This window comes from Microbispora sp. GKU 823 (assembly GCF_002027145.1).
In the GTDB taxonomy this organism is placed as follows: Bacteria; Actinomycetota; Actinomycetes; order Streptosporangiales; family Streptosporangiaceae; genus Microbispora; species Microbispora siamensis.
The window spans coordinates 26331-48815 of record NZ_MWJN01000069.1 but is presented as its reverse complement, the minus strand read 5'-3'; the positions used below and the strand labels follow the sequence as shown (position 1 = coordinate 48815).

General features: G+C 69.4%; 18 protein-coding genes and 1 pseudogene. 10 read left to right on the top strand and 9 right to left on the bottom strand.

Annotated elements, in window-relative coordinates; translation table 11 throughout:
- The 4 genes from B1L11_RS29750 to B1L11_RS29735 form a co-directional block, all read left to right on the top strand.
- The coding region (locus B1L11_RS29750; protein WP_372974744.1) for an extracellular solute-binding protein at window positions 1-418 on the top strand (418 nt) is incomplete at its 5' end.
- Window positions 419-484: 66 nt separating this feature from the next.
- On the top strand, window positions 485-1465 hold the full coding sequence (locus tag B1L11_RS29745; RefSeq protein ID WP_079318425.1) for a carbohydrate ABC transporter permease: 981 nt from the start codon (window positions 485-487) through the stop codon (window positions 1463-1465).
- A complete protein-coding gene (locus B1L11_RS29740; RefSeq protein ID WP_079318423.1) occupies window positions 1462-2283 on the top strand; it encodes a carbohydrate ABC transporter permease in 822 nt (273 codons plus the stop codon). Before B1L11_RS29745 ends, B1L11_RS29740 begins: the two co-directional genes overlap by 4 nt.
- 242 nt (window positions 2284-2525) lie before the next feature.
- Window positions 2526-5570, top strand: a complete 3045-nt coding sequence (locus B1L11_RS29735) for a LamG-like jellyroll fold domain-containing protein (RefSeq protein ID WP_079318421.1) — start codon at window positions 2526-2528, stop codon at window positions 5568-5570.
- A 158-nt stretch (window positions 5571-5728) separates the two neighbouring features.
- Here B1L11_RS29735 and B1L11_RS29730 read toward each other — a convergent pair whose 3' ends face one another.
- The gene (locus B1L11_RS29730; protein WP_079318419.1) at window positions 5729-8545 is read right to left on the bottom strand and encodes an immunoglobulin-like domain-containing protein; all 2817 of its coding nucleotides are present in this window, start codon (window positions 8543-8545) and stop codon (window positions 5729-5731) included.
- 857 nt (window positions 8546-9402) lie between these two features.
- Between B1L11_RS29730 and B1L11_RS48770 the strand changes: the two genes are divergently transcribed.
- Entirely contained in the window at window positions 9403-11157 is a 1755-nt protein-coding gene (locus tag B1L11_RS48770) for an RICIN domain-containing protein (RefSeq protein ID WP_218671402.1), read from the top strand.
- Window positions 11158-11217: 60 nt separating this feature from the next.
- Here B1L11_RS48770 and B1L11_RS52305 read toward each other — a convergent pair whose 3' ends face one another.
- Entirely contained in the window at window positions 11218-13290 is a 2073-nt protein-coding gene (locus tag B1L11_RS52305; RefSeq protein WP_079318417.1) for an alpha-galactosidase, read from the bottom strand.
- A gap of 91 nt (window positions 13291-13381) precedes the next feature.
- Complete coding sequence (locus B1L11_RS52300; RefSeq protein WP_256863012.1) at window positions 13382-13858, bottom strand: substrate-binding domain-containing protein; 477 nt, start codon at window positions 13856-13858, stop codon at window positions 13382-13384.
- Here B1L11_RS52300 and B1L11_RS52295 point away from each other — a divergent pair.
- Complete coding sequence (locus B1L11_RS52295; protein ID WP_256863010.1) at window positions 13850-14248, top strand: hypothetical protein; 399 nt, start codon at window positions 13850-13852, stop codon at window positions 14246-14248. The two genes, B1L11_RS52300 and B1L11_RS52295, sit on opposite strands and share 9 nt — an antisense overlap.
- A 47-nt stretch (window positions 14249-14295) precedes the next feature.
- On the opposite strand, the pseudogene B1L11_RS55280 reads toward B1L11_RS52295, so the two are convergent.
- From B1L11_RS55280 to B1L11_RS29695, 6 genes and pseudogenes are all read right to left on the bottom strand, one after another.
- Window positions 14296-14409 (bottom strand): annotated as a pseudogene (locus tag B1L11_RS55280) (LacI family DNA-binding transcriptional regulator); the annotation flags it as partial.
- Window positions 14410-14437: 28 nt separating this feature from the next.
- Complete coding sequence (locus tag B1L11_RS29710; protein WP_079318415.1) at window positions 14438-15781, bottom strand: sugar ABC transporter substrate-binding protein; 1344 nt, start codon at window positions 15779-15781, stop codon at window positions 14438-14440.
- A gap of 31 nt (window positions 15782-15812) precedes the next feature.
- Window positions 15813-16007, bottom strand: coding sequence for a hypothetical protein (locus tag B1L11_RS48760; protein ID WP_218671400.1), 195 nt, complete (start codon window positions 16005-16007; stop codon window positions 15813-15815).
- Entirely contained in the window at window positions 15944-16621 is a 678-nt protein-coding gene (locus B1L11_RS29705) for a carbohydrate ABC transporter permease (RefSeq protein ID WP_218671399.1), read from the bottom strand. Before B1L11_RS29705 ends, B1L11_RS48760 begins: the two co-directional genes overlap by 64 nt.
- 23 nt (window positions 16622-16644) lie before the next feature.
- Complete coding sequence (locus B1L11_RS29700) at window positions 16645-17586, bottom strand: carbohydrate ABC transporter permease (RefSeq protein WP_218671398.1); 942 nt, start codon at window positions 17584-17586, stop codon at window positions 16645-16647.
- A gap of 370 nt (window positions 17587-17956) precedes the next feature.
- Entirely contained in the window at window positions 17957-18274 is a 318-nt protein-coding gene (locus tag B1L11_RS29695; RefSeq protein ID WP_079318411.1) for a hypothetical protein, read from the bottom strand.
- A 70-nt stretch (window positions 18275-18344) separates the two neighbouring features.
- On the opposite strand from B1L11_RS29695, the gene B1L11_RS29690 reads away from it, so the two are divergent.
- The 4 genes from B1L11_RS29690 to B1L11_RS29675 all read left to right on the top strand — a co-directional run bounded on the left by B1L11_RS29690 (window position 18345) and on the right by B1L11_RS29675 (window position 22073).
- Window positions 18345-19262 (top strand): LysR family transcriptional regulator, encoded by a 918-nt coding sequence (locus B1L11_RS29690; RefSeq protein WP_079318409.1) that lies wholly within the window; start codon window positions 18345-18347, stop codon window positions 19260-19262.
- Between the two features lie 87 nt (window positions 19263-19349).
- Window positions 19350-20165: an NAD(P)H-binding protein gene (locus tag B1L11_RS29685; RefSeq protein ID WP_079318407.1), complete on the top strand. Its 816-nt coding sequence runs from the start codon at window positions 19350-19352 to the stop codon at window positions 20163-20165.
- Between the two features lie 109 nt (window positions 20166-20274).
- Window positions 20275-21135: a haloalkane dehalogenase gene (locus B1L11_RS29680; protein WP_079318405.1), complete on the top strand. Its 861-nt coding sequence runs from the start codon at window positions 20275-20277 to the stop codon at window positions 21133-21135.
- A 98-nt stretch (window positions 21136-21233) separates the two neighbouring features.
- The gene (locus B1L11_RS29675; RefSeq protein ID WP_079318403.1) at window positions 21234-22073 is read left to right on the top strand and encodes a hypothetical protein; all 840 of its coding nucleotides are present in this window, start codon (window positions 21234-21236) and stop codon (window positions 22071-22073) included.
- Window positions 22074-22485 lie beyond the last annotated feature (412 nt).

Below are 22485 nucleotides of genomic sequence, written 5' to 3'. Positions count from 1 at the left end.
CTTCGACTACGGCATCATCCCGATCCCCGGCAAGGACGGCGGCACCGCCCCCGCCCCGACCGGCGGCGAGTTCGTCACCATTCCCGTGCAGAAGGACGCCGCCCGCTACGTCGCCACGCAGAAGCTGGTGACGTGCCTGGCCAGCACCGGCAACTCCCTCACCACCGACACCACGCTGTCGTACATCGCGCCGACCGAGGAGGTGCAGACCAAGCAGGTCGAGCAGAACGCCGAGCTGAAGGTGTGGGTGGAGGCGGTCAAGGCGGCCAAGGGCCGCACCAGCGACAACCTCGGCACGAAGTACCCGAAGATCTCCGAGCCCATGTGGAAGGCGATGCAGGCCGCGCTGAGCGGGTCGCAGCCGCCGCAGGAGGCGCTGACGGCCGCCCAGGCGACGGCGGCGAGCGCCGTCCAGTAGCGTCGCGCGGGCCCGGGATATCGTCTCCGGGCCCGCATCCGGTTGTCCGACGGGTCGAAGGAAAGCATGAAACACGCAACACAGACGCCGGCCCCGCCGACGGGGGAGCGCCGGCGCGAACGGGCCCCGGTGCCACGGGCCGCGGGCCGCCGCGCACCCGCACGGCGATCGGGACAGTGGGCGGCATGGGCGTTCCTCGCGCCGGTGGTGGTCTACCTGCTCGCGTTCTACGTCTATCCGCTGTACCGGAACGTCGACCTCAGCCTGCGGAACTACACGGTGCGGTCGTTCGTGCAGGGGGACGCGCCGTTCACGGGGTTCGCCAACTACGCGAAGGTGTTCGCGGACGCCACGTTCGGGCCGGCGCTGTGGCACACCATCGTGTTCACGGTGGTGTCGCTGGCCTTCCAGTTCTCCATCGGGCTCGCGCTCGCGGTGTTCTTCAGCCGGAACTTCCGGCTGTCGGCGACGCTGCGCGCGCTGTTCCTGGTGCCGTGGCTGCTGCCGCTGATCGTTTCGTCCTCGACTTGGTCGTGGATGCTCAACAGCGAGTCGGGCGTCGTCAACGCGGTGCTCGCGGCGGTGGGGATCGACCCGGTCAACTGGCTGACGTCCCCGGACTGGTCGCTGTGGTCGGTGACCATCGCGAACATCTGGATCGGCATCCCGTTCAACCTGGTCGTGCTGTACAGCGGCCTGCAGGCGATCCCGGCCCACATCCACGAGGCGGCGGCCCTGGACGGCGCGGGCGGCTGGCAGCGGTTCTGGCGGGTGACGTTCCCGCTGCTGCGGCCGGTCTCGGCGATCACGCTGCTGCTCGGGCTGGTCTACACGCTGAAGGTGTTCGACATCATCTGGATCATGACGAAGGGCGGGCCGAGCGACGCGTCCACGACGCTGGCCACGTGGTCGTACCGGCTGGGCTTCGGCAACCTGCTGCCCTCCTTCGGGCCCGGCGCGGCGGTCGGCAACCTGCTGATCGTGATCGCGCTGGTCTTCGGACTCGTCTACATCCGCGCACAGCGCAGGCAGGGGGCGGCGGCATGAGGGCGACCCGGCGCACCTGGTGGCGGACCGGCCTTGGCGTGGTCTTCACCGCGTTCATGCTGTTCCCCGTCTACTGGATGATCAACGTCTCGTTCACCCGCGACCAGGACATGCGCAAGTCGCCGCCGTACTGGTTCCCGGTGCACGGGACGCTGGAGGGCTACCGCGCGGTGCTGGAGCAGCAGGGGCCCTACCTCGCCACCAGCCTCGTGGTGGGGCTGGGCACCGTGGCCCTCACGCTGGTGATCGCGGCGCCCGCGGCGTACTCGCTGGCCAAGCTGCGCCCGCGCGGCGGCGGCGTGCTGAGCTTCGTGCTGCTGATCGCGCAGATGATCCCCGGCGTGATCATGGCGATGGGCTTCTACGCGATCTACCTCAGCACCGGCGTGCTGAACACCGTGCCGGGACTGATCGTGGCCGACTCCACGCTGGCGGTGCCGTTCGCGGTGCTGATCTTCACCGCGTTCATGTCCGGCATCCCCGAGGAGCTGATGCAGGCGGCCCGGGTGGACGGCGCGGGCGCGGTGCGCACGTTCTGGTCGGTCGTGCTGCCGGTCAGCCGCAACTCGGTCATCACCGTGTCGCTGTTCGCCTTCCTGTGGGCGTGGTCGGACTTCGTCTTCGCCAGCACGCTCGACCAGGGCGGCGGCCGCCAGCCGATCACGCTCGGCATCTACCACTACATCGGCAACAACAACCAGCAGTGGAACGCCATCATGGCGACCGCGGTCGTCGCCTCGATCCCGGCGACCGTGCTGCTCGTCATCGCCCAGCGCTACGTCGCCGCCGGGGTCACCGCCGGCGCAGTCAAGGACTAGACAGGGGCGACGGATCGTCCGTCGCCTCTGTCGGCACCACGCGTCAGGGCACTCCAGGGCGGCCCGCCGCCGTCCTCGCCCTTTCGAAGGAAGCGCCCACATCGGCAGAGGACGCCACCACCCCCGGACGCGCCTCAATGTTAACGCTAACACAGCGCATCGCCACGGACCGGGACCCCTTCGAGACGACGCACAACCAAATGTGAGCGTCCCTCGTTCACGAACGCAAAGGAGCACCACGCATGTCTCGAACGGCATCGCCTCCGGGGAGGGCATCGGCCCCGCGCCTCGGCCTGCGCCGGTATCAGGGCGCATCCCACCACGCGGCGGTCCTGGCGGTGGCCGCGCTCACGATCGCGGCCACGGGAGCGGCCCTGTCCGCCTCGCCCGCGTCCGCCGCGGCGGCCCCCGCGGCCACGCTCGTGGTGAAAGCCGACCAGCCCTTCCGCCCGGTCACGCATGTCGCGACGGGGTCCCTGTACGGCCTCGCCGACGACGCGACGCCCTCCGACGCCCTGGTCAAGGCCATCAAGCCGAACACGTTCGTCCAGATGGCCGTGGGCGGCAAGCAGCAGGCGAAGGGCGACGTGCTGGTGGTCGCCGACAAGGCGGCCAGAGCGGGCGCGAAGGTCGTGAACCGCCTGTCGGACTACTACGCCGGCTGGCCGTACAAGTTCAGCTGGGACACCTGGCCGGGCGTGGTGGAGCAGCAGGTCAAGGCCGTCCAGGCGTCCGGCGCGACGAACATGGCGGCGTACGCGCTGTGGAACGAGTCGGACAACACCTGGCTCTCGTCCAACGGCACCTACGAGGACTTCTGGACGAAGACCTTCCGTCAGGTGCGATCGCTCGACCCGACCACGCCGATCCAGGGCCCGAGCTTCTCCGACAACATCACCGACATGGAGAAGTTCCTGAAGAACGCGGTCGAGACCGACACGGTCCCCGACATCATCGCCTGGCACGAACTGATCAACTCGGGCAAGATCGTGAGTGACCTCGCCAAGGTCAACGCCATCATGAAGGACCTCGGCATCAGCCCCCGCCCGATCTCGATCGAGGAGTACGCGGCGCCCTCCGAGGTCGGCATCCCGGGCTCCCTGGTGGGGTACATCGCGAAGTTCGAGCGATACGGCATCCACGACGCCGAGCTCGCGTTCTGGAACGGCTATGGCGCGCTCGGCGACCTGCTGACCGGCACCGGCGGAAGCCCGAACGGCGCCTACTGGCTCTACAAATGGTACGCCGACATGAGCGGGGACATGGTCGTGACCACCCCGCCCAACGCCACCACCGGCCTCGACGGCGCCGCCGCCGTGCCCACCGACAAGAAGCAGGTCAGCGTGGTCTTCGGCGGCGGCAGCGGCGCCACCGCCGTCAAGGTCGACGGACTGGACAAGCTCGACCTGGGCGGCACCGTCCACGCGAAGCTCGAGTACACGCCGTCGTACGGGCGCACCAACCCCGTCGCCGGCCCGATCACCGTCTCCGACACCGTCTACCAGGTGACCGACGGCTCCATCACCGTGCCGGTGGCGATGAGCTCCGCCGACGCCTACCACCTGGTGATCAGCGGCGCCGGTACGGCGACCGACCTCGAGAACACGTATCGGATCACCAATCTCAACAGCGGGCTCGCGCTCGACACCCACGATGCGGGGACGTCGGCCGGGACCCTCGTGAACCAGGCCACCGCCGCGGGCGGCGCCACACAGAAATGGAAGCTGGTCTCCACCGGCTCCGGCCTGTACAAGGTGGTCAACGCGGCCAGCGGATTGGTGCTCGGGGTGAAGGACGCCTCGTCAGGCAACGGTGCGTCCGCTGTCGTGGAGACCGACACCGGCGGCAACGCCCAGCTCTGGCAGGTCGTCCCCGACGGGAAGGGCCACAACCAGCTCGTGAACTACGACACCGGTCTCGTGCTCGCCGTCGACGGCATGAGCAAGGACCCGGGCGCCCAGGTCGTGCAGTGGAGTGACACCACCGTCACGTCCTCCGGTATCGGCGGCACCCGGGTGACCGGCAAACTCGGCAAGGCCGTCGCGCTGTCCGGAGCCAACCAGTACGTGAACGTCCCGCGAGGCGCGGTGAGCGGCGTCACGGGCGACTTCACGGTCTCGACGTGGGTCAACCCGGCCAAGAACACGACGTGGTCGCGGGTGTTCGACTTCGGCACCGGCGCGTCGAACTACATGTTCCTGACGCTCAACAAGAACACCGGGCTCCGCTTCGCCATCACGACCAGCGGCGCCGGCGGGGAGCAGCAGATCAGCTCCACCACGACGCTCCCGCTCAACACCTGGTCGCTGGTGACGGTGACCGTGTCCGGCACCACCGGCACCCTCTACGTCAACGGCCAGGTCGCGGGCACCAACACCAACCTGACTCTGCATCCGTCCAGCCTCGGCAGCACCACCCAGAACTGGATCGGCCGCTCGCAGTACTCGGGGGACCCGTACCTGGCCGCCGCGGTCGACGACTTCAACGTCTACAGCCGCGCGCTGACCGCGTCCGAGGTGTCCGCCCTCGCGACCGGGCAGGCCGGCGCGGGCGACGTCCTGCGCTACACGTTCGACGAGACCGGAGGCACGGCCGTCGCGGACTCGTCGGGCAACGGGCGCAACGCGACCCTCGTCGCCAGCCCGGCACCCGCGACAGGCGAGGCCGCCGTCCCCGACCATTTCTGGGCCCTCGAGCCCTACCCGACGATCAAGGGCGTCTCGGTGGCCGACGGCGCCACCGTCTCCGGCACCCCGACCTTCACCGTCGACCTCGGCGGCACGGCGTCCGACGTGTCCTACACCTACATCGAACTCAACCGCGGCGGCGTCTGGCTGACCGACAACACCAAGGCGCCCGGCAGCCACAACGACGGGCTTCACCCCAACCTCGTCGTCGACACCACCGCCTATCCGAACGGCACCTACCAGCTCAAGATCGACGCGGTCGGCGCGAACGGGCTGACCACCGAGCAGACCGTCTCCATCGTCATCGACAACCCCCCGGCCTGGGCCGCCGCCACGGTCTACGACACCGGTGACCAGGTGTCCTACCACGGATCCGTCTGGCGCGCCTCGTGGTGGACGAAGAACCAGACCCCCGGCGATCCGTACGGGCCCTGGCAGCAGATCGTGACCACGGCGGACGGCACCGCCGTGTGGACCCCGTCACGGATCTTCGTCGCCGGCGACCGGGCGGAACACCAGGGCGTCGTCTACCAGGCGAAGTGGTGGACCCGCAACCAGACACCAGGCGACCCGAACGGTCCCTGGAAGCGCGTCGGATAAGGCCGACGTCGCGGGCCGGCGTCCTCCGGGCGCCCGGCCCCGGTGTGCTTTGGTCCCGATGCTCCCGCCGGGCGCGTCGAGGCGCTGAGCTCGCCGGCCCGCCCAGGTCGCTCGTGGCGGGCCGACGAGGATGAGCTCGCCGGCCCGCCACCTGCCGGCTACCGCACCGTCAACTTCTGGTAGTCGGCGGCGTAGGGCTGGTAGGTCGGGTTGCCGGAGTATGCGACGTGGACCGTGTACGCCCCGCGCTGCAGATCGGCAGTCTGCAGTGTGACGACGGCCTCGCCGTCCGCCAGTGACACGACCTGCACGGTGCCGCCGAAGGTGACGGTGACCTCGCCGGTCGGGGTCGGAGCGTTCTTCTTCTGCCCGCCCGCCGGACCAACGGTCACGTGCAGCTTGAACGTGTCCCCGCGGACGACCGACGCCGGCGCGGTCTTCGCATGGACCTTGACGGCGTCCGGGCCGGAGGGCACCTCGAACGACGCCGCACCTTCCGACGCCTTCAGGTAGTCGAAGCCGAGGTACTCGGCCTTGACCGTCCGGGTACCCGCAGGCAGAGCCGCCGGCAGCGTGACCGTGGCCGTGCCGTCCTTCAGGTACGCGAGCTTCGACCACGAGCCGATGCTGAACCGCACCTGACCGCCGGTCTCGAACCCGTCGGCTGCCTTGACCGTGGCGGTGGCCGTGGTCGTCTGGGCCTCGCTCGCGTACGGCTCGACAGCCACCTCAGTGGTGGTCGTGACGTCGCTGTTCGGGATCCGGCGGATGTCGTTCCACTCGCGGAGAGTGATCGGGATCACGGTGCCGTGACGCGGACGGGCGACGCCCGCGTTGGTCATCGTGATCGCCTTGGCGTTCCAGGTCGGAGCCTCGATGTTGTCGTGGCACGCGGCCTGGTATCCACCACCGTTCGTGTATCGGTCACCCCAGAGGTAGAACTGGCCGGGGCAGGAGGTGTCACCAGGGTTGGCCTTGAAGATGATCGGCCCCTCGTACCCCTGGTTGGCGACCCACGTCGTGCGCCCCAGAGCCGGAGCGACCAACGTCCAGTTGTCGATGTTGCTGTCCAGGAAGTCGGTGTGCTTCTCCGAGAAGATGTCCGAGCCCTGGTTGCCGGCCTCGTTCTTGGTCACGCGGTAGTAGTAGTCGCCGACGCGGATCGCGGTCGTGTCGATCCGCGACAGAGGGGCCGGGTTCTGCCAGACCTTGGGACCGGAGAACGTCTGGAAGTCGCGCGTCGTGGTGTACCACATCTGCGCGTTTCCTTGACCGGTGCGGTTCACGGGGTCGTTCCAGAGCGACTGTGCCCAGAACACGGCGTAGGCGCCGATCTCCTTGACCCACAGCGACTCGGGTGCGAAGGCGTTGCCCGCGTTGTCGGGCGCGACCTTCACGTGCCGCTGAGGAGTCCAGTGCACGAGGTCGTGCGACTCGAACACCTCGATGTACTGGGTGTCGTTGATGGCGTATCCGCCCTGGTCGTACCAGTTCAGGTCGGTGGCGATCATGTAGAACGTGTCGCCGTCGGGTGAGCGGACGATGTGCGGGTCACGAAGGCCCTGGTCGCCCAGCTGGGAGATGAGCGACGGCCGGCCTCCGGTCAGACCGGTCCAGTCCAGAGCGGTGTTTCCGTTGGACGTCGCGAACATGATCTGCTCGCCGTCGGCGATCCCCTCGCCCTTGAAGTACCCCATGAAGTACCGCTCGTACTCCTCGGAACGGGGCATGGCGGTGATGGTCACCGGGAACGACTTCGTCTTCGAGGCCGAACTCTTGGTGATGGTCGCCGTCAGGATGGCGTCGACGTCCGCACGGCCGAAGGGCGGGCGGGTCACCTTACCCGTCGGGGTGACGAGGTCGGTGGTCGACTTCCAGGTGATCGTGGATCCGAACTCGCCGGTGGCAGGGAGGTTGATGTTTCCGCGCACGTGGTCGGTGGCGTGCAGGGTCAGGTCGGACGTGTCACGGTCGACCGCCTGCGCGTTGTCGAACTCGGCCTTCACCACGATGGGGATCTCCCGTGTGGTGACCTCTTGGGCGCCCTTGCGGACAGTCGCCGTGAGTGTGGCTGTCGCGTCGGGCTGCCCCTGCGCGGGTCGGGTGACTTTGCCGGTCACCGGAACCTTGCGTGCGCTGGGGAGGGTCGGCGGGGTGTAGACCTGGACGACTGACGGGTCCGAACTCGTCCACGTGATGGTCGAGCCCGCCACGGAGCCCACCTTGGGCAGAACGATGTCGCGTACGATCGCATTGGTCAGGCCGAGGTCGATGGCGTCGGCGTCGGCGTGAACGCCATTGGAGACGGTCCTTTTCGCCAGGGCGAGTGTCTCGTCGGGGCTCACTGCCCGGTCGTAGACCCGGAAGTCCCGGATCGTTCCGCGGAACGAGTAGTGGCCCGACGTCTGCGAGCGAGCGAGGAAGTTGCAGTTGGTCCCCGCAGCGTTCACCGACGGCGGCGTGGTCAGGTTCGTTGACGTCGCGTGCAGCACGCCGTCGAGGTAAAGCCTGCCGGTCCAGCTCGTCCCGTTCGCGTTCAGGGACTGGGTGTAGGTGACGTGCGTCCATGCTCCCTCGGGCATGCGGACCCGGTTCTGTTGGAGGTTCGCCGAACCCACCGCGATGCGGAACCGCTGGGTGTTCGACGCGAAGATGGAGCCCTGGGCGCCGGTGTCGGCGTCGCACGAGCCGGACTTCGCGCCGAAGCTCCACATCTGGTGCTCGCCGACGTTCGCCGGGTCGATCCACACGTCATAGTCGACCGTGAGGTTCGACATGCCGGTGGTGATGTTTTTCGGCAGTGCCACGTACGCACCATCGAGGGCGCTCTCGTAGGAGCCGGGGTTGAACCTGACTCCATCGCCGGTCAAGGTCGCCTTCTCCGGATGCACGAGCGTGGCGTTCGCCGCCGAGCCCGCACTACCCGAGTTGACCAGCGTCGTCCCACTGGTCTCGTCGAGGGCGAAGTGGTGCACCAGGCCCTCGTTCAGGTTGTCCTCGGCAGCGTGCGAGGGCGTCGCTGCGAGCGAGACCGAGAGAAGCGCACCCAGTACCAGGCCCGCGACACCTCTACCCTTGCGACTCAGCCTGTGACGTGACCTTGGCTGTCGCACTCTCAATCGATCCTCCTCGATCCGGTCGCTGACACGTGGGGCACGACGCCGTTCCGGGCGGGGCTCCGAGGGGACGAGGGCAGCACAGACAAAGGTTCACCTCGCTGTGAGATGTGGGGGGACGGCGTGAACTGGGGGGATGGGGCTATATGTCGCAGGTGTCCGGGTCTTGAATGCAGACCATAACCTCCAGCGCCAGCGAAAGATAGCGTTAACAGAAGCGAGCTTTGTGCGCGAACCGATGAAAGCTACGCAAGACGTGGATAAAGGTCTCATCCTTGTCAGAACATGAAGAACTTCCCCGAGCGCTGGCGGCGGGTTCACTGAACGTGACCGAAGGCCTCTATGCCGCCTACGACAAACAACGGAACCAGGGCCGTTCAGCCCAGGAACGTGGCCAGGTGCGGGTCGCGCAGCAGGGCGTCGGTGGGTGACGGGAGCTTCTGGGATAGCCCGCATGAGATACGGACTGGGGGGAGTGTTACCGCTATCACCTCTAGTCGTCAAGAAGCATGCCGGGCGGGCGTGAATCTTTCACGTCCGCCCGGCCTTTCTCGTGCCTGGGAACAGGCGCTGACCAGCGATAGGACCGATAAGACGACTTCCCTTCGTTCGGCCGATCCGCGACCACCGCTTGACATCGTCGGCGGCAGGTTCTAGATCCTCATGTTACCGATAACTCACATCGTCGCGGATCCCGCGACCCCCTACCGGCGGGAGTGCCGCTTCCGCACACTCCGGCCTTACCACCCCCCGACGAGGAGAAGAACGATGCACGACTTACCCCGTTCGCCCGGGCGGCCGGGCGGCGGCGTTCGCCGGGCGCCGTCGCCCTGGGCCTGTTCACGGCGCTCGCCACCCTGGCGGCCACCGCGCTCACCTGGACGGCACCCGCCTCCGCGGCCCCCGCGCCGCTGGTGAGCACCGCCTCCGGCCGCTGCCTGGACGTGAAGGGCAACGTCGACACGCTCGGCACCACCCTGGACATCTGGGACTGCAACGGCCAGGCCAACCAGGGCTTCGAGTTCACCTCGGCCGGCGAACTGCGCACCCTGAACGGCACCCGCTGCGTGGACGCGTACAATAACCAGACCTCGCCCGGCACCCAGGTGATCATCTGGTCCTGCAACGGCCAGGCGAACCAGAAGTGGCGGCAGAACTCCGACGGGTCGATCACGGGGACGCAGTCGGGCCTGTGCCTCGATGTGGACCATGGCGGCACCGCCAACGGCACCGCCGTCATCCTGTGGACGTGCAACGGGCAGAGCAACCAGAAGTGGAGCACGACGACCGGCGGCGGCAGCGCCCTCGTGGTCGACGCGAGCAGCGTCGTGCGGCCGGTCACCCGCGTCGGGTCGGGCACCCTCTACGGCCTGTCCGACGCGAACACCCCGCCGGTGTCGATCATGCAGCCGCTGAAGCTGCACCAGCTCCGGCAGCCGCCGCCGCTGCACGAGCACCGGCCGAACGGATCCCCGGTCCCGATCGGCGACACGCTGAACGTCTGGCGCAACGCCGCCGCCATCGGCGCCGTGATCACCGTCGACATGGCCGACAGCTTCGACGGCTTCCCCTACAACTGGACCAACTGGAACGACTGGTACAGCCGGATCGACAAGATGATCGCGGCGGCCAAGTCGGCGGGCGTCAGCAACATCGACGCCTGGGAGCCGTGGAACGAACCGGACTGGACCTGGCCGTCGGCGTCGGGCGTCTCCTTCAACGACGGGTGGGTGCGCACCTACCAGCGGATCCGGCAGAGCGAGCCGAACAAGGCCATCATGGGGCCGAGCTACTCGTACTGGAACGTGAACGCGATGCGGTCCTTCCTGACCAACGCCAAGGCGACGAACACGCTGCCGCAGGTCGTGTCGTGGCACGAGCTGAGCGGATGGCAGCAGGTCACCGCCAACGTCCGGGCCTACCGGGCGCTGGAGCGCGAGCTGGGCATCTCGCCGCGGCCCATCTCCATCAACGAGTACGCCACGACCGGCGAGATCGACGTGCCGAGCAGCGTCAACCACTACGTCGCGCAGTTCGAGCGCGAGGGCGTGCGCGACGCCGAGCGGGCGTTCTGGTACGAGGCCGGCACGCTCAACGGCCTGCTGTACAACGGCCAGCCGACGGCGTCGTACTGGATGTACAAGTGGTACGCCGACCAGACCGGCAACGTCGTCAAGGTCACCCCGACCACGTACAACGACGGCGTGGCCGCCTACGACGGCAGGACGTTCAGCCTGGTCTTCGGCGGCCAGGCCGGCAACAACACCGTCCGCGTCGACGGGATCGGCGGGCTGGGCTCCTCGGTCACGGCGACGCTCGAGTACGTTCCGGGCTCGGGACGCAAGACGAACGTGCCGGCGGCGACCCGGGTGTGGTCGAACGCCTACACCGTCACCAACGGCAGTGTCACGATCCCGATCGCCAACCAGGACGCCAACGGCGCCTACCGCCTGGTCCTGACAGCGGGATGACATGAATGAAGGAGGCCCGCCGGCGCCGGCGGGCCTCCTCTCGCGCCTGTTCCCGCGCGCCTATTCCCGGACCAGGTGGACCAGGGCGCTGGCGTAGTCGCCGGGCGCCAGATCGGGGAACAGGCCGTGGGTGAGCAGGACTGCCCCGTGGTGGACCTCACCCGTGGCCGTGTCGCGGTAGCGCGCGTCCGGGTCGAGGGCGCGCAGCGGAATGCCGGGATCGGCGTGCCCGAACCGGCGGGCGCGGCGGTAGACGAGTACGGCGGCCTCCCTGCCGTCGGAGGCGAGGTACTGCACGGCCGACAGCTCGCCGTCCGGCGGCCGCAGGCGGTACTGCCGGCCGTGCTGGACCAGCGGCCGGATCCGCTTGTAGTCGGCGACCAGCTCGGCCGCCCGGTCCAGGTCGGCCCGGCTCCACTCGGTCAGGGCCCCGCCGATGGCGAGCACCCCGGCCATGGCCACGTGGAAGCGGAAGTCGAGCGGGATCTCCCGGCCGGTGTAGGGGTTGGGGCTGTCGGTGACCCACGCGCCCATCACCCGGGCCGGGTAGAGCTGGGAGAATCCGTGCTGGATGTCCAGCCGGTCGAGGGCGTCGGTGTTGTCGGAGGTCCACACCTGGTCGGTACGCCGCAGGATCCCGAGGTCCACCCGGCCGCCGCCGCTGCTGCACGACTCGATCCGCACGTGGGGGTGGGCGGCGCGGAGGCGGTCGAGCACGTCGTACAGGGTGTGGACGTGGCCCAGCCACAGCCGATCGTCCGGGCCGGCCTCGGTGAAGGGCCGGTTCATGTCCCACTTCAGGAAGTCGATGGCGTTCTTGGACAGCAACTCGTCCAGCGTCCGGTAGAGCCAGTCCCCGACCTCGGGCCGGGACAGGTCGAGCACGAGCTGGTTGCGGTGCTCGGTGCGCGTCCGATGCGGCCGGTGGATCACCCAGTCCGGGTGGGCGCGGTAGAGGTCGCTGTCGGGGTTGACCATCTCCGGCTCCACCCACAGCCCGAACCGCATGCCCAGCTCGTGCACCCGGTCGATCAGCGGCCCGAGCCCGTCGGGGAACCGGTGCGGGTTGGGATACCAGTCGCCCAGCCCGGCGGCGTCGTGCGTGCGGGCGCCGAACCAGCCGTCGTCCACCACGAACAGCTCCACGCCCATCCGGGCGGCCGACTCCGCCAGCCGGATCTGCCCGTCGAGGGAGACGTCGAAGCCCGTGGCCTCCCAGGAGTTGTAGAGCACGGGCCGGATCTCGCCGGGGTGCGGCAGCACGTGCCGTAGCTGGTGGTCGTGCCAGGCGCGGCTGGCGGCGCCGAAGCCGCCTTCGGTGTACAGGCCCGCGCACACCGGCGTGACCAGCTCCTCGCCGGTGCCCAGCTCCCAGGTCACGGGGTCGTGCCCGGCCCCGGCCGACAGCGTCACGCACTCCGTGGGCAGCCGCTGCGCGGTGAGCCGCCAGCTCCCGCTCCAGGCCAGCGCGCAGGAGTAGACCGCGCCGTGCTCCTCGCCCGCCGTGCCGTCGTCGACCATCGCCCAGGGGTTGGCCTGGTGGCTGGTCACACCCCTGCGGCTGGTCAGTACGGTCTCGCCGTACGGCAGCTCGGCGCGGTGCAGCCGGGTCTCGGCGCCCCACTGGCCGCGTACGGAGCTGAGCCGGTAGCCGTCCAGACGGGGGAGGACCCAGGTGGCGGAGTCCGCCCGTACGACGGTGACGGGCTCACCCTCGTTGCGCAGGACCAGGTGGCGCTCGATCACGTCGCCGTACAGGCGGTAGTGGCACTCCACAGCAAGCGGGTAGTGACGGTCGGCGTACGCCAGCACCAGCTCCCGATCGGTGCGGCGTTGCCCGGTGAAGACGAGCTCCAGGTCGCGGGTGCCGTCGGCGAAGCGCACCTGCAGGCCGGCCTGTGCGTAGCACAGGCCCCCGGTCGCGACCAGGTCGAAGGAGCCCTCCAGCGGGTCCTCGACCGGCCGGAAGCCGGGCCGCGGCAGCCGGAGCAGCAGCGAGGCCGCCTGCTCGGGGGTGAGCCGGGGTCCCCAGTGCAGGACGCGCGGCCGGTCGGCCTCGTCGAGGTGCAGTACGTAGGAGGAGGACGGCCCGGACAGCACCCACAGGCGGTGTTCGGAGTCGTGGTGGATCATCTCAGCCTTTCGACGGCGAAGGAGAAGGCGGCATGGCATGCCGGACCCCTCCGCCGCATGGCGCGGCGGAGGGCCGTGGAGACGCGGGAGGTCAGGCGGGAGCGGGGCCGCTGCTCTCCCGCACGATGAGTTCGGGCTCGCTCCAGGCCGGGACGGCGGGGGCGTTCTGCGGATCCAGCCTGCGGTGCAGCAGGCCGAAGCAGGCCCGGCCGAGGCCCTCGAAGTCGAGCCGCACGGTGGTGAGCGAGGGGTTGAGGTAGGCGGAGGGCGGGGAGTCGTCGAAGCCGACCACGCTGAGGTCGCCGGGGATGTCCCGCCCGGCCTCGCGGGCGGCCCGCATGACGCCCAGCGCCAGGTCGTCGTTGCCGCACAGGACCGCGGTGACCGAGCGGTCCGCGAGCAGGGAGCGTACGGCGAGGTAGCCGGATCGAGGGCTCCAGCCGCCGGGCAGCGGCTCGGGCACCGGGCGGCCGGCGGCACGCAGCGCGTCCTGCCAGCCCTGGGTGCGCTGCGGCAGCGCGCTGGTGGAGGAGGGGATGGCGACGTAGTGGACGGTGCGATGCCCCAGGCCCAGCAGGTAGCGGGTCGCGTGCGCGGCCGCCGCCCGGTCGTCCAGCCAGACCTGCCAGGGGTCGTCCGGCCCGTCGTCGGGCGTCGCTCGACGGCGGCCGCGACCGGGACGTCCGCGGGCAGCGCCCGCAGCGCGCGCACGCCCGCGTCGTCGAAGGCGATCACCATGACCGCCTCCCCGGGCCGGTTCAGCCGCAGGGCGATGTCCGCCTGGCCGGAGGTCCGCTCCAGCACGCTGATGCCCACGGAGAACCCGGCCGTCCTGGCCGCCTCCTCCATGCCGCGCAGCGTGGCTGCGGCGCCGTACAGGGCGGTGTCGGAGGTGAGGACGGTGACCGAGCGGACGGGCCCTCCGGCCAGCGCCTGGGCCAGCCGGTTGGGCCGGTAGCCGAGCTCGGCGATGACCTGGAGGACCCTGGCCCGGGTCGCCTCGCTGACCCGGGCCTTGCCGTTGATGACGCGGCTGACGGTCTGCTGGGAGACACCGGCCACCCGGGCGACGTCCCAGATGCTCGCCGACCGTGCGCGGGGAGCGTCCTGGGCAGGCATGTGACCGGTAACTTCCATGAGTCTGACCTTACTTGATGGCGGCGTTGGCCTCGGTGGTGATCTTCTGGGCGGCGTCCTGCGGCGACAGCTGACCCAGCCAGACCTGGTTGAAGATGTCGAGCGCCTTCACGTTGTAGACGTCGGCCGCCTCGGTCAGCGGGTAGCCCATCGTGGTGCCCTCGGCGGCCTTCTTGAAGCCGGTGACGTCGACGCCCTTGGCCTTCCACGCGTCGGCGAAGACGTCGTTGAGCGAGGTGATCCCCGGCCAGACGGCGCCCGCCTGGGCGACGGCCTTCTGATGGCGTTCGGAGATCAGCCACTTGAGCAGCTCCCATGCTTCCTTCGGATGCTTGGTGCCGGCGTAGACGGCCTCGGTCAGGCCGTTGTAGACGCTGCCCTTGCCGACCGGGCCCGCGGGGAGGTCGGCGACGCCGAAGCCCCCGTTCGGCAGCGCGGTGTCGAAGGCGCGCAGCATCCAGCTTCCGTCCATCGCCGTGGCCGCCTCCCCGCGCCCGACGACCTGGTCGAGAGACGGGCCGTTGGGCGGGTTGGTGACCGTGGCGGGCACCGCGACGTGATACTTCAGCCGCAGGTCCTGGACGAACTGGATGGCCTGCACGCAGGCCGGCTGGTCGATGGTCCACCGGCCCCACGGCTTGTCCTGGAGCTTGCAGCCGTTCTGCAGGGCGAAGTTCCACCAGTCCTGCTGGCCGGTGGGCGCCTGCATGGCCAGGCCGTACTGCTTGATTTTCTTGGGGTCGAAGCCCGGCTCGCCGGCGCGCTTGCCGTTCTCGTCGACCGTCAGCTTCTGCAGGGTTTTGACGAAGGTGCCGCCGTCGGCGGGGTTCCAGGTGAGGCCGTCGAGGTCGGCGGGGGTGAGCCCGGCGTCCTTCAGGGCCTTGGTGCTGTAGAAGAGCCCGATGGTGTCCCAGTCCTTGGGCAGGCCGTAGACCTTGCCGTCCACCTTCCAGCCCTCGGCGAGCTTGGGGTCGTAGATCGAGGTGTCCACCTTGTCCTGGGCGATGAGCGGCGCCAGGTCGGTGAGCACTCCCTCCTTGCTGAACTTCGGGAAGTAGGAGACGTGGTCCCAGAAGACGTCGGGGGCCGAGCGGCCGGCGAGCTGGGTCTGCAGCTTGCTCCAGTAGTCGTTCCAGTTGTTCAGCTCGATCTGCACCTTGATGCCGGGGTGGGCCTTCTCGAACTCCCGGATCGACTGCTCGATCGGCGGCTTCTGCACCTCGTCCCACATGGCGTACCGGAGGGTGACGGCGCCGCCGGTCGAGTCCGAGTCGTCGGCTCCTCCGCCGCCGCACGCGGCGAGGGACAGCAGGGCCGCCACCGCGACAGCAGATAAGGCGATTTTTCTGGACATAGATGTATGCCCTTCTCTCTACGGGGGGTGGTTACTTCAGCCCGGTGAGGGCGATCGAACGGACGATGTGCCGCTGGAACAGCAGGAAGATCACGATGAGCGGCAGCAGCGCGAGGGCGGCGGCCGCCAGGATCAGGTGGTACTGGGAGGAGTACTGGCCCTTCAGGGCGAGATGCCGAGCGTGACCACCCGGGTCGCGTCGCCGTTGGTGACGATCAGCGGCCACAGCAGCGTGTTCCAGGTCGTGATGAACGTGATGGTCGCGAGGGTGGCCAGGATCGGGCGGCTCAGCGGGAGCAGCACCCGGACGAGCACGGTCAGCGTGCCCGCGCCGTCGATGCGCGCGGCCGACTCCAGGTCCTTCGGGATCGTGCGGAAGTACTGCCGCACCAGGAAGATCCCGTACGGCGTGCCGAACGCGGTGGGCAGGATCAGCCCGAGATAGGTGTCGATCAGCCCGAACTCCCGCATGATCAGGAAGAGCGGGACCAGGGTGACGATCTGTGGCACCATCATCGTCGCGAGGTAGCCCCAGAACAGCACGTCGCGGCCGGGGAACGACATCCTGCCGAAGGCGTAGGCGGCCATCGTGCTGAAGACGACCTGCCCGGCGGTAACGACCCCGGCGTAGACCAGCGAGTGCAGCAGGAAGCCGGCCATGTCGTACTCCGACCAGACCTGGGCGAAGTTGGCGAGCGTGACGGGGAAGGCGGGCTCCCAGGCGCGGGTGGTGAGCACCTGCGCGGGTTCCTTGAACGCCGAGTTCAACGTCATCAGGTATGGCGCGACCGAGACCACGGCGCCCGCGAAGAGCGCGAGATACAGGCCGATCCTTCTCATCGGGGTCCTTCTCATCGGGGTCGTCAGGAGAAGTCGTAGACGGTGCGCTTGCGGAAGTAGAGGAACTGCGCCGCGGTGACCAGCAGGATCAGCGCGAACAGCACCATCGCCAGCGCCGAGGCGTAGCCGGACCGGAAGAGCTGGAACCCCTGCTGGTAGATGTGGAAGTTCAGCACGTCGGTGGCGCCACCCGGACCGCCCTGGGTCATCACGAAGACCGTGTCGAAGATCTGGAACGACCCGATCGTGTTCGTCACCAGCACGAAGAACAGCGACGGCCGCAGCAGCGGCAGGGTGATCATGAAGAACCGCTGCACCGGCGTGGTGCCGTCGATCGCCGCGGCCTCGTACAGCGTGTGCGGAATCGCCTGCAGCCCGGCCAGCAGGATCAGCATCGTGTAGCCCGTGTACTGCCAGACGTTCACCGAGGCGATCACCGGCATGGCCCACGCGGGGTCGGTGAGCCAGTTCGGGCCGTCGATCCCCACCATGCCCAGCAGCTGGTTGACCGCGCCGTATCGCGGGTCGAACACCCAGGACCAGATGATGCCGAGCGCCACCGGCATGGCCATCCAGGGCAGCACGAAGACCACCCGGAGCACCTTGCCGCCGCGCATCCGCCGGTTCAGCGCCAGCGCCAGCAGCAGCGCCAGCACCGTCTGCGCCGGGATGTTGAGCACCACGTAGTAGATCGTGTTGAGCACGGCCCGCCAGACCTCGGGGTCGGCGGCGAGCTCGCGGTAGTTGGCCAGTCCGACGAACGAGGGCGCGCCCATCAGGTTCCAGTCGAACAGGCTCAGCGCCGCGACGCCGAAGATGGGCGCCACGAGGAAGAGCAGGAAGCCGGCGAGGCTCGGCGCGAGCAGGGCGTACGCCTCGGCGACGGTGCGGGCCCGCGCCGCTAGGCGGCGCTCCACCCGGCGGTGGCCCCGTACGGGTTGGACGTAGGTGATGTTATCGGTCACATTCGTTCTCCACATGCCACCGGGGTATCCGGAGGGCTCAGGTGATGGAGAGAAGAGTTATCGATAACATCCGAGTCGTCAAGTGTTCATGCCGCAGGAATCGCCCCAGGGGGCGGCGAGGACGCCACCCCGGGCGGCCGGGGCAGGGTCGGCGTACCAGCGGTAGAAGAGGATGCCGCCGTCGTTGTAAGCGAGGACGGCCTGGTGGCCGGGCCGGGGATGCTCCCGTGCCCGGCCAGGATCTGCCTGCCGCCTCCCGAGGTCGTCGCCGTCCCGTTGCGGTCGACGTACGGGCCTGTGACCGCGCCGTTCGGACGGCCGATCCCGCTGCCGGCCCCGGTGACCAGGCCCGCCTTTTGGGAAGTGCCGCTTATGCCAGAGTCTCGTGGTTCGCCCAGGCGACCTTGTAGGGGTGCCGGGACTGCCAGCGGTCGATGACCTCGTGCACGCCCGGCGCGGTGAACGCCTTCGCGAGGGCGTCGATATCGGCGACGGCCACCCGCACGATCGCGGTCGCGATCAGGGCCGGAATGTCCTCCTCGCCGGGGACGGGAATGTGGCGCCGGGTCGCGACCGACTGCACGAAACCGGAGCCGAGCATGACTTGTTCGATATCCGCGAGGTACTGGTCGAGCTCGGCGTCGGGCAGCGGCTGGTCGAAAGAGACAATCATCGTGTGGTAGATCATGCAGGCATTCTGGGCTCCGCACGTCGCCTGCGTCCAAGACCGGTTCGCCATTCGGCGATAACCTGTAGGCATGGTCGAACTGGAGACCCGCGAGCTCGAGTACTTCATCGCACTCGCCGACGAGCTGCACTTCGGCCGGGCCGCCGTCCGGCTCTCGATCGCCCAGCCGGCGCTGTCGAAGGCCATCCGACGGATCGAGACCCGGCTCGGTGTCCCGCTCTTCATCCGCTCCAGCCGACACGTCGAGCTCACCCCGGCCGGGAAGGCGTTGCAGGAACACGGCCGGCACGCGCTCAACGCGGTCGGCGCCGCCATCCGGTACGCCCAGCGTGCCGGCGACACTCAGGACCACCTGCGGCTCGTGCTCAAACCCGGCGGCGACGCCGGCCTGCTCTCCGGGCTCCTGGCCGAATACGCGCACCAGCCCGACGCCCGCCAGGTGGACATCCTGTTCAGCGGCCCGGCCGATCGCGCCGACTTCCTGCGCGACGGCCGGGCCGACGTCGGCCTGCTCTACGCGCCGTTCGACGACCTCGACGGCCTGGCCCACGAGACGCTGCACACCGAGGACCGCGTGGTCATCGTCCCGGCCGGACACCGGCTGGCCGGGCATACTTCGGTGCGCATGTCCGATCTGGAGGGTGAGACGCTGCCACGCTGGAAAGGACTACCCGGAGGCGATGGCACCGGTCCCGAGGTCGCCGACGTGGTCCAGATGCTCCAGATGATCACGGTGGGCCGGATGATCGGGGTGCTGCCCCGCTCACTGGTCGAACCGGCCCCGGCCGACCTGGTCTGCGTCCCGGTGGCCGACGCGCCGCCCAGCCGCCTGGTGCTCGCCTGGATCGAGCGGGACCGCCGGCCGCTGGTCGCCTCGTTCGTGGCCGCCGCACTCAGGTGGCGCCGGGACAATGTCGGGGCACGCGGCCGCGGCATCGCCGCACGTGAGTGCGGACTGTCACGTGTCGGAACCCTTCCGCCCTTCTGAGTCCGTCAACTGACTAGAGCTGGACAAGTGGTATCGAGGGCCGCTACGGTTCTATTGAGTCAGTCAACTAACTTAAAGGGTGCAATCATGATCGTGGTGACGGGTGCCACCGGAAACGTCGGAGGCCAGGTGGTCGCGCTGCTCGCCGCCGCGGGTGAGCGGGTGACCGCCGTCTCCCGGCGGACCGCCGAAGTGCCTCAGGGCGTACGGCATGTGCGAGCAGACCTGGACGACCCGGCCGGGTTGAAGGACGCCTTCGACGGTGCGGACGCGCTGTTCCTGCTGGTGGCCGGTCAGGACCCGCAGGCGATCCTCGGCGCCGCCCGGGCCGGCGGGGTCCGGCGGGTCGTCCTGCTGTCCTCGCAGGGGGCGGGGACCAGGCCGGAGTTCTACCGCCACCCCGCCGCGTTCGAGGACGCGGTGCGCCGGTCCGGCCTGGAGTGGACGATCCTGCGTCCCGGCGGCTTCCACTCCAACGCCTACGCCTGGGCGGAGTCCATCCGCGGCGGGCGTACGGCCGCCGCCCCGTTCGGCGACATCGGCCTGCCGACCATCGACCCGGCCGACATCGCCGAGGTCGCCGTGACCGTCCTGCGGGAGGACGGGCACGCAGGCCGCGTCTACGAGCTGACCGGTCCCGCGCCAACCACGCCGCGGGAACGGGCGGCGGCGATCGGTGCCGCGCTGGGCAGGCCGGTGCGGTTCGCCGAGCAGACCCGGGAGGAGGCCCGGGCGCAGATGCTGCAGTTCATGCCCGAGCAGGTGGTGGAGGGGACGCTCGCCATCCTGGGGGAGCCGACGGACGCCGAGCGGCAGGTCAGCCCGGACGTCGAGCGCGTCCTCGGCCGTGCGCCCCGGTCCTTCGCCGACTGGGCGGGTCGCAACGTCGCCGCCTTCCGATGAGCCCGATCGAGGCGTTCCCGGCCGAGCCGTCCGTGGCTGCCTGACCACCCTCCGCCCGGCACGCGCCGTTCCACCCGATCCACAAGCTCGAGATCTGAAAGGATTCGTCGTGCCCGTTGCGCACGTTCTCGGCTCCACCATCCACTACCGCGACACCGGCTCCGGCACGCCGATGGTCTTCCTGCACGGCAACCCCACCTCATCCCACCTGTGGCGGCACGTCATCCCCGCGATCGGCGAGGGCCGCCGGCTGGCCCCCGACCTGATCGGCATGGGTGATTCCGGCAAGCCCGACATCGCGTACACCTTCGCGGATCACGCCCGCTATCTGGACGCCTGGTTCGACGCCCTCGGCCTTCACGACGTGGTCCTCGTCGGCCACGACTGGGGCGGCGCGCTGGCCTTCGACTGGGCCTCCCGTCATCCCGGCCGCGTACGCGGAATCGCCTTCACCGAGACCATCGTCAAGCCGATGACCTGGGAGGAGTTCCCCGAAGGCGGCCGGGAACTGTTCGCGGCGATCAAGACCGAGGGCGTCGGGGAGAAGATGATCCTGGACGACGACGCATTCATCGAACAAGGACTGCCGGGCACCGTCGCCGCCCCCATGGACCAGAGCGACCTGGCCGTCTACCGCAAGCCGTACCCGACGCGGGAGAGCCGCCTGCCGCTGCTGCGGTGGGCGCGCTCGATGCCGCTGGGCGGTGAGCCCGCCGACGTGGTGGCCCGCGTGGAGGCGTACGACACGTGGCTGGCCGCCAGCCCGGAGGTGCCGAAGCTCCTGCTGGCCTTCGCGCCCGGACCCGGCACGATGGTGCACCAGGACATGATCGACTGGTGTGCGGCCTCCATGGCCGGCCTCGAGATCCGGCGGTTCGACGAGGTCGCGGGGCACCACACCCCGGAGGACCACCCGGAGTTGATCGCCGCGGCCGTCGCGGGCTGGGCGAAGGCGCACGGGCTCCGGTGACACCCGGGCGTCCTGAGCGTGGAAGTTTCACGCGCGCCTCGGGCCGAGGCGGGCTTGACCAGGGGAGTCGGAGAAGTTTTCCCGCCGGGGTTTCCTCGATGTGCGCGCGGTCCTACCGTGACCCCAATCCCGGCGGCGAGAAGGTTTCGGATCGTCGAAATGGCGTCGAAGCGCTTCGACGCTGGGGTTCGACGCGCGCCCGCGACGGGCGGCGCCGGAAGGGACCTACGGCGGAGAGGAAGACCATGCTCAGGACGCTGCGTCTGCTCGTCTCGGCAACGACGCTCACGGTGGTCGTCGGGCTGCTCGCCGATCCGGCCCAGGCGGCCGTGTGGTCCTCGTCGGACCAGTGGGGCACCTGGACCAACGGCGGCTACACGCTCTACAACAACATCTGGGGCGGCGGCGCCGGTCCCCAGACGATCTGGGCCAACTCCTACAGCAACTGGGGTGTGTGGGCGAACCACCCCAACACCGGCGGCGTGAAGTCCTATCCGAACGTCAGCCGGAACGTGAACCGGCGCCTCAGCACGCTGGGTTCGGTGACCAGCGGCTTCAACGTCACCGTGCCGAGCGGTGGCGCGTACACGACGGCGTACGACATCTGGTGCGACGGCCACACCTACGAGATCATGCTCTGGATGAACAAGTACGGCCCGGTCGGGCCGCTCGGCTCCCGGCAGACGAGCGTGTCGGTCGGCGGCCACAGCTGGGACGTGTACCGCGGCTCCAACGGCTCCAACCAGGTGTTCTCGTTCGTACGGCAGGGCAACGCCACCTCCGGCAGCGTGGATGTCAAGGCGGTCCTGAACTGGCTCAGGACGAACAAGTGGTTCGGCGACGTGACGCTGGGCGACGTCCAGTTCGGCTATGAGATCACCTCGTCGAGCGGCGGCATGGACTTCCGCACCAACGGCTACTCCCTCTCGGTGAGCTGAGGCCGCCCGCCGACGAGGGTTCCTCGCCGAGCACTGACTTCCGGGCATCGACGTCCCGGGCGTGCGCGTCGAGGTCAAACTCCCCCTGCGGCGTCGTCATCGCCCGCCTCCGGAGCCGACGCGAAGGTCACGCAGCGCCCGGACCACCCGCGCATCCCAGCGGGGTGCCCGCATTCGCCGGCTGACGGCGACGGCTCGGTGGAGACAGTCGGCCGCCTCGTTGTAACGGCGCTGGCCCTGCCGGCTGTCGGCCAGGGCCGGCAGGACACGCACCTGGTAGTCCTGCCGCAGGTCCTGACGCGCCAGGGCCAGGGCCGCCCGCAGGTAGGAATCGGCGTAGTTGCCGCCGCCTCGCCGAGCGCGAGAGCCCGCTCCACGGCCTGCTCGGCGAGGCCGAGGCTCGGCCTGTGTA

What these genes read in the sequence shown, in the direction of transcription:
- B1L11_RS29745 (WP_079318425.1), top strand. Translation starts at nt 485, where the DNA reads ATGAAACACGCAACACAGACGCCGGCCCCGCCGACGGGGGAGCGCCGG.
- B1L11_RS29740 (WP_079318423.1), top strand. Translation starts at nt 1,462, where the DNA reads ATGAGGGCGACCCGGCGCACCTGGTGGCGGACCGGCCTTGGCGTGGTC.
- B1L11_RS29735 (WP_079318421.1), top strand. Translation starts at nt 2,526, where the DNA reads ATGTCTCGAACGGCATCGCCTCCGGGGAGGGCATCGGCCCCGCGCCTC.
- B1L11_RS52305 (WP_079318417.1), bottom strand. Translation starts at nt 13,290, where the DNA reads ATGATCCACCACGACTCCGAACACCGCCTGTGGGTGCTGTCCGGGCCG.
- B1L11_RS52295 (WP_256863010.1), top strand. Translation starts at nt 13,850, where the DNA reads ATGCCCCAGGCCCAGCAGGTAGCGGGTCGCGTGCGCGGCCGCCGCCCG.
- B1L11_RS29710 (WP_079318415.1), bottom strand. Translation starts at nt 15,781, where the DNA reads ATGTCCAGAAAAATCGCCTTATCTGCTGTCGCGGTGGCGGCCCTGCTG.
- B1L11_RS29705 (WP_218671399.1), bottom strand. Translation starts at nt 16,621, where the DNA reads ATGAGAAGGATCGGCCTGTATCTCGCGCTCTTCGCGGGCGCCGTGGTC.
- B1L11_RS29695 (WP_079318411.1), bottom strand. Translation starts at nt 18,274, where the DNA reads ATGATCTACCACACGATGATTGTCTCTTTCGACCAGCCGCTGCCCGAC.
- B1L11_RS29690 (WP_079318409.1), top strand. Translation starts at nt 18,345, where the DNA reads ATGGTCGAACTGGAGACCCGCGAGCTCGAGTACTTCATCGCACTCGCC.
- B1L11_RS29685 (WP_079318407.1), top strand. Translation starts at nt 19,350, where the DNA reads ATGATCGTGGTGACGGGTGCCACCGGAAACGTCGGAGGCCAGGTGGTC.
- B1L11_RS29675 (WP_079318403.1), top strand. Translation starts at nt 21,234, where the DNA reads ATGTGCGCGCGGTCCTACCGTGACCCCAATCCCGGCGGCGAGAAGGTT.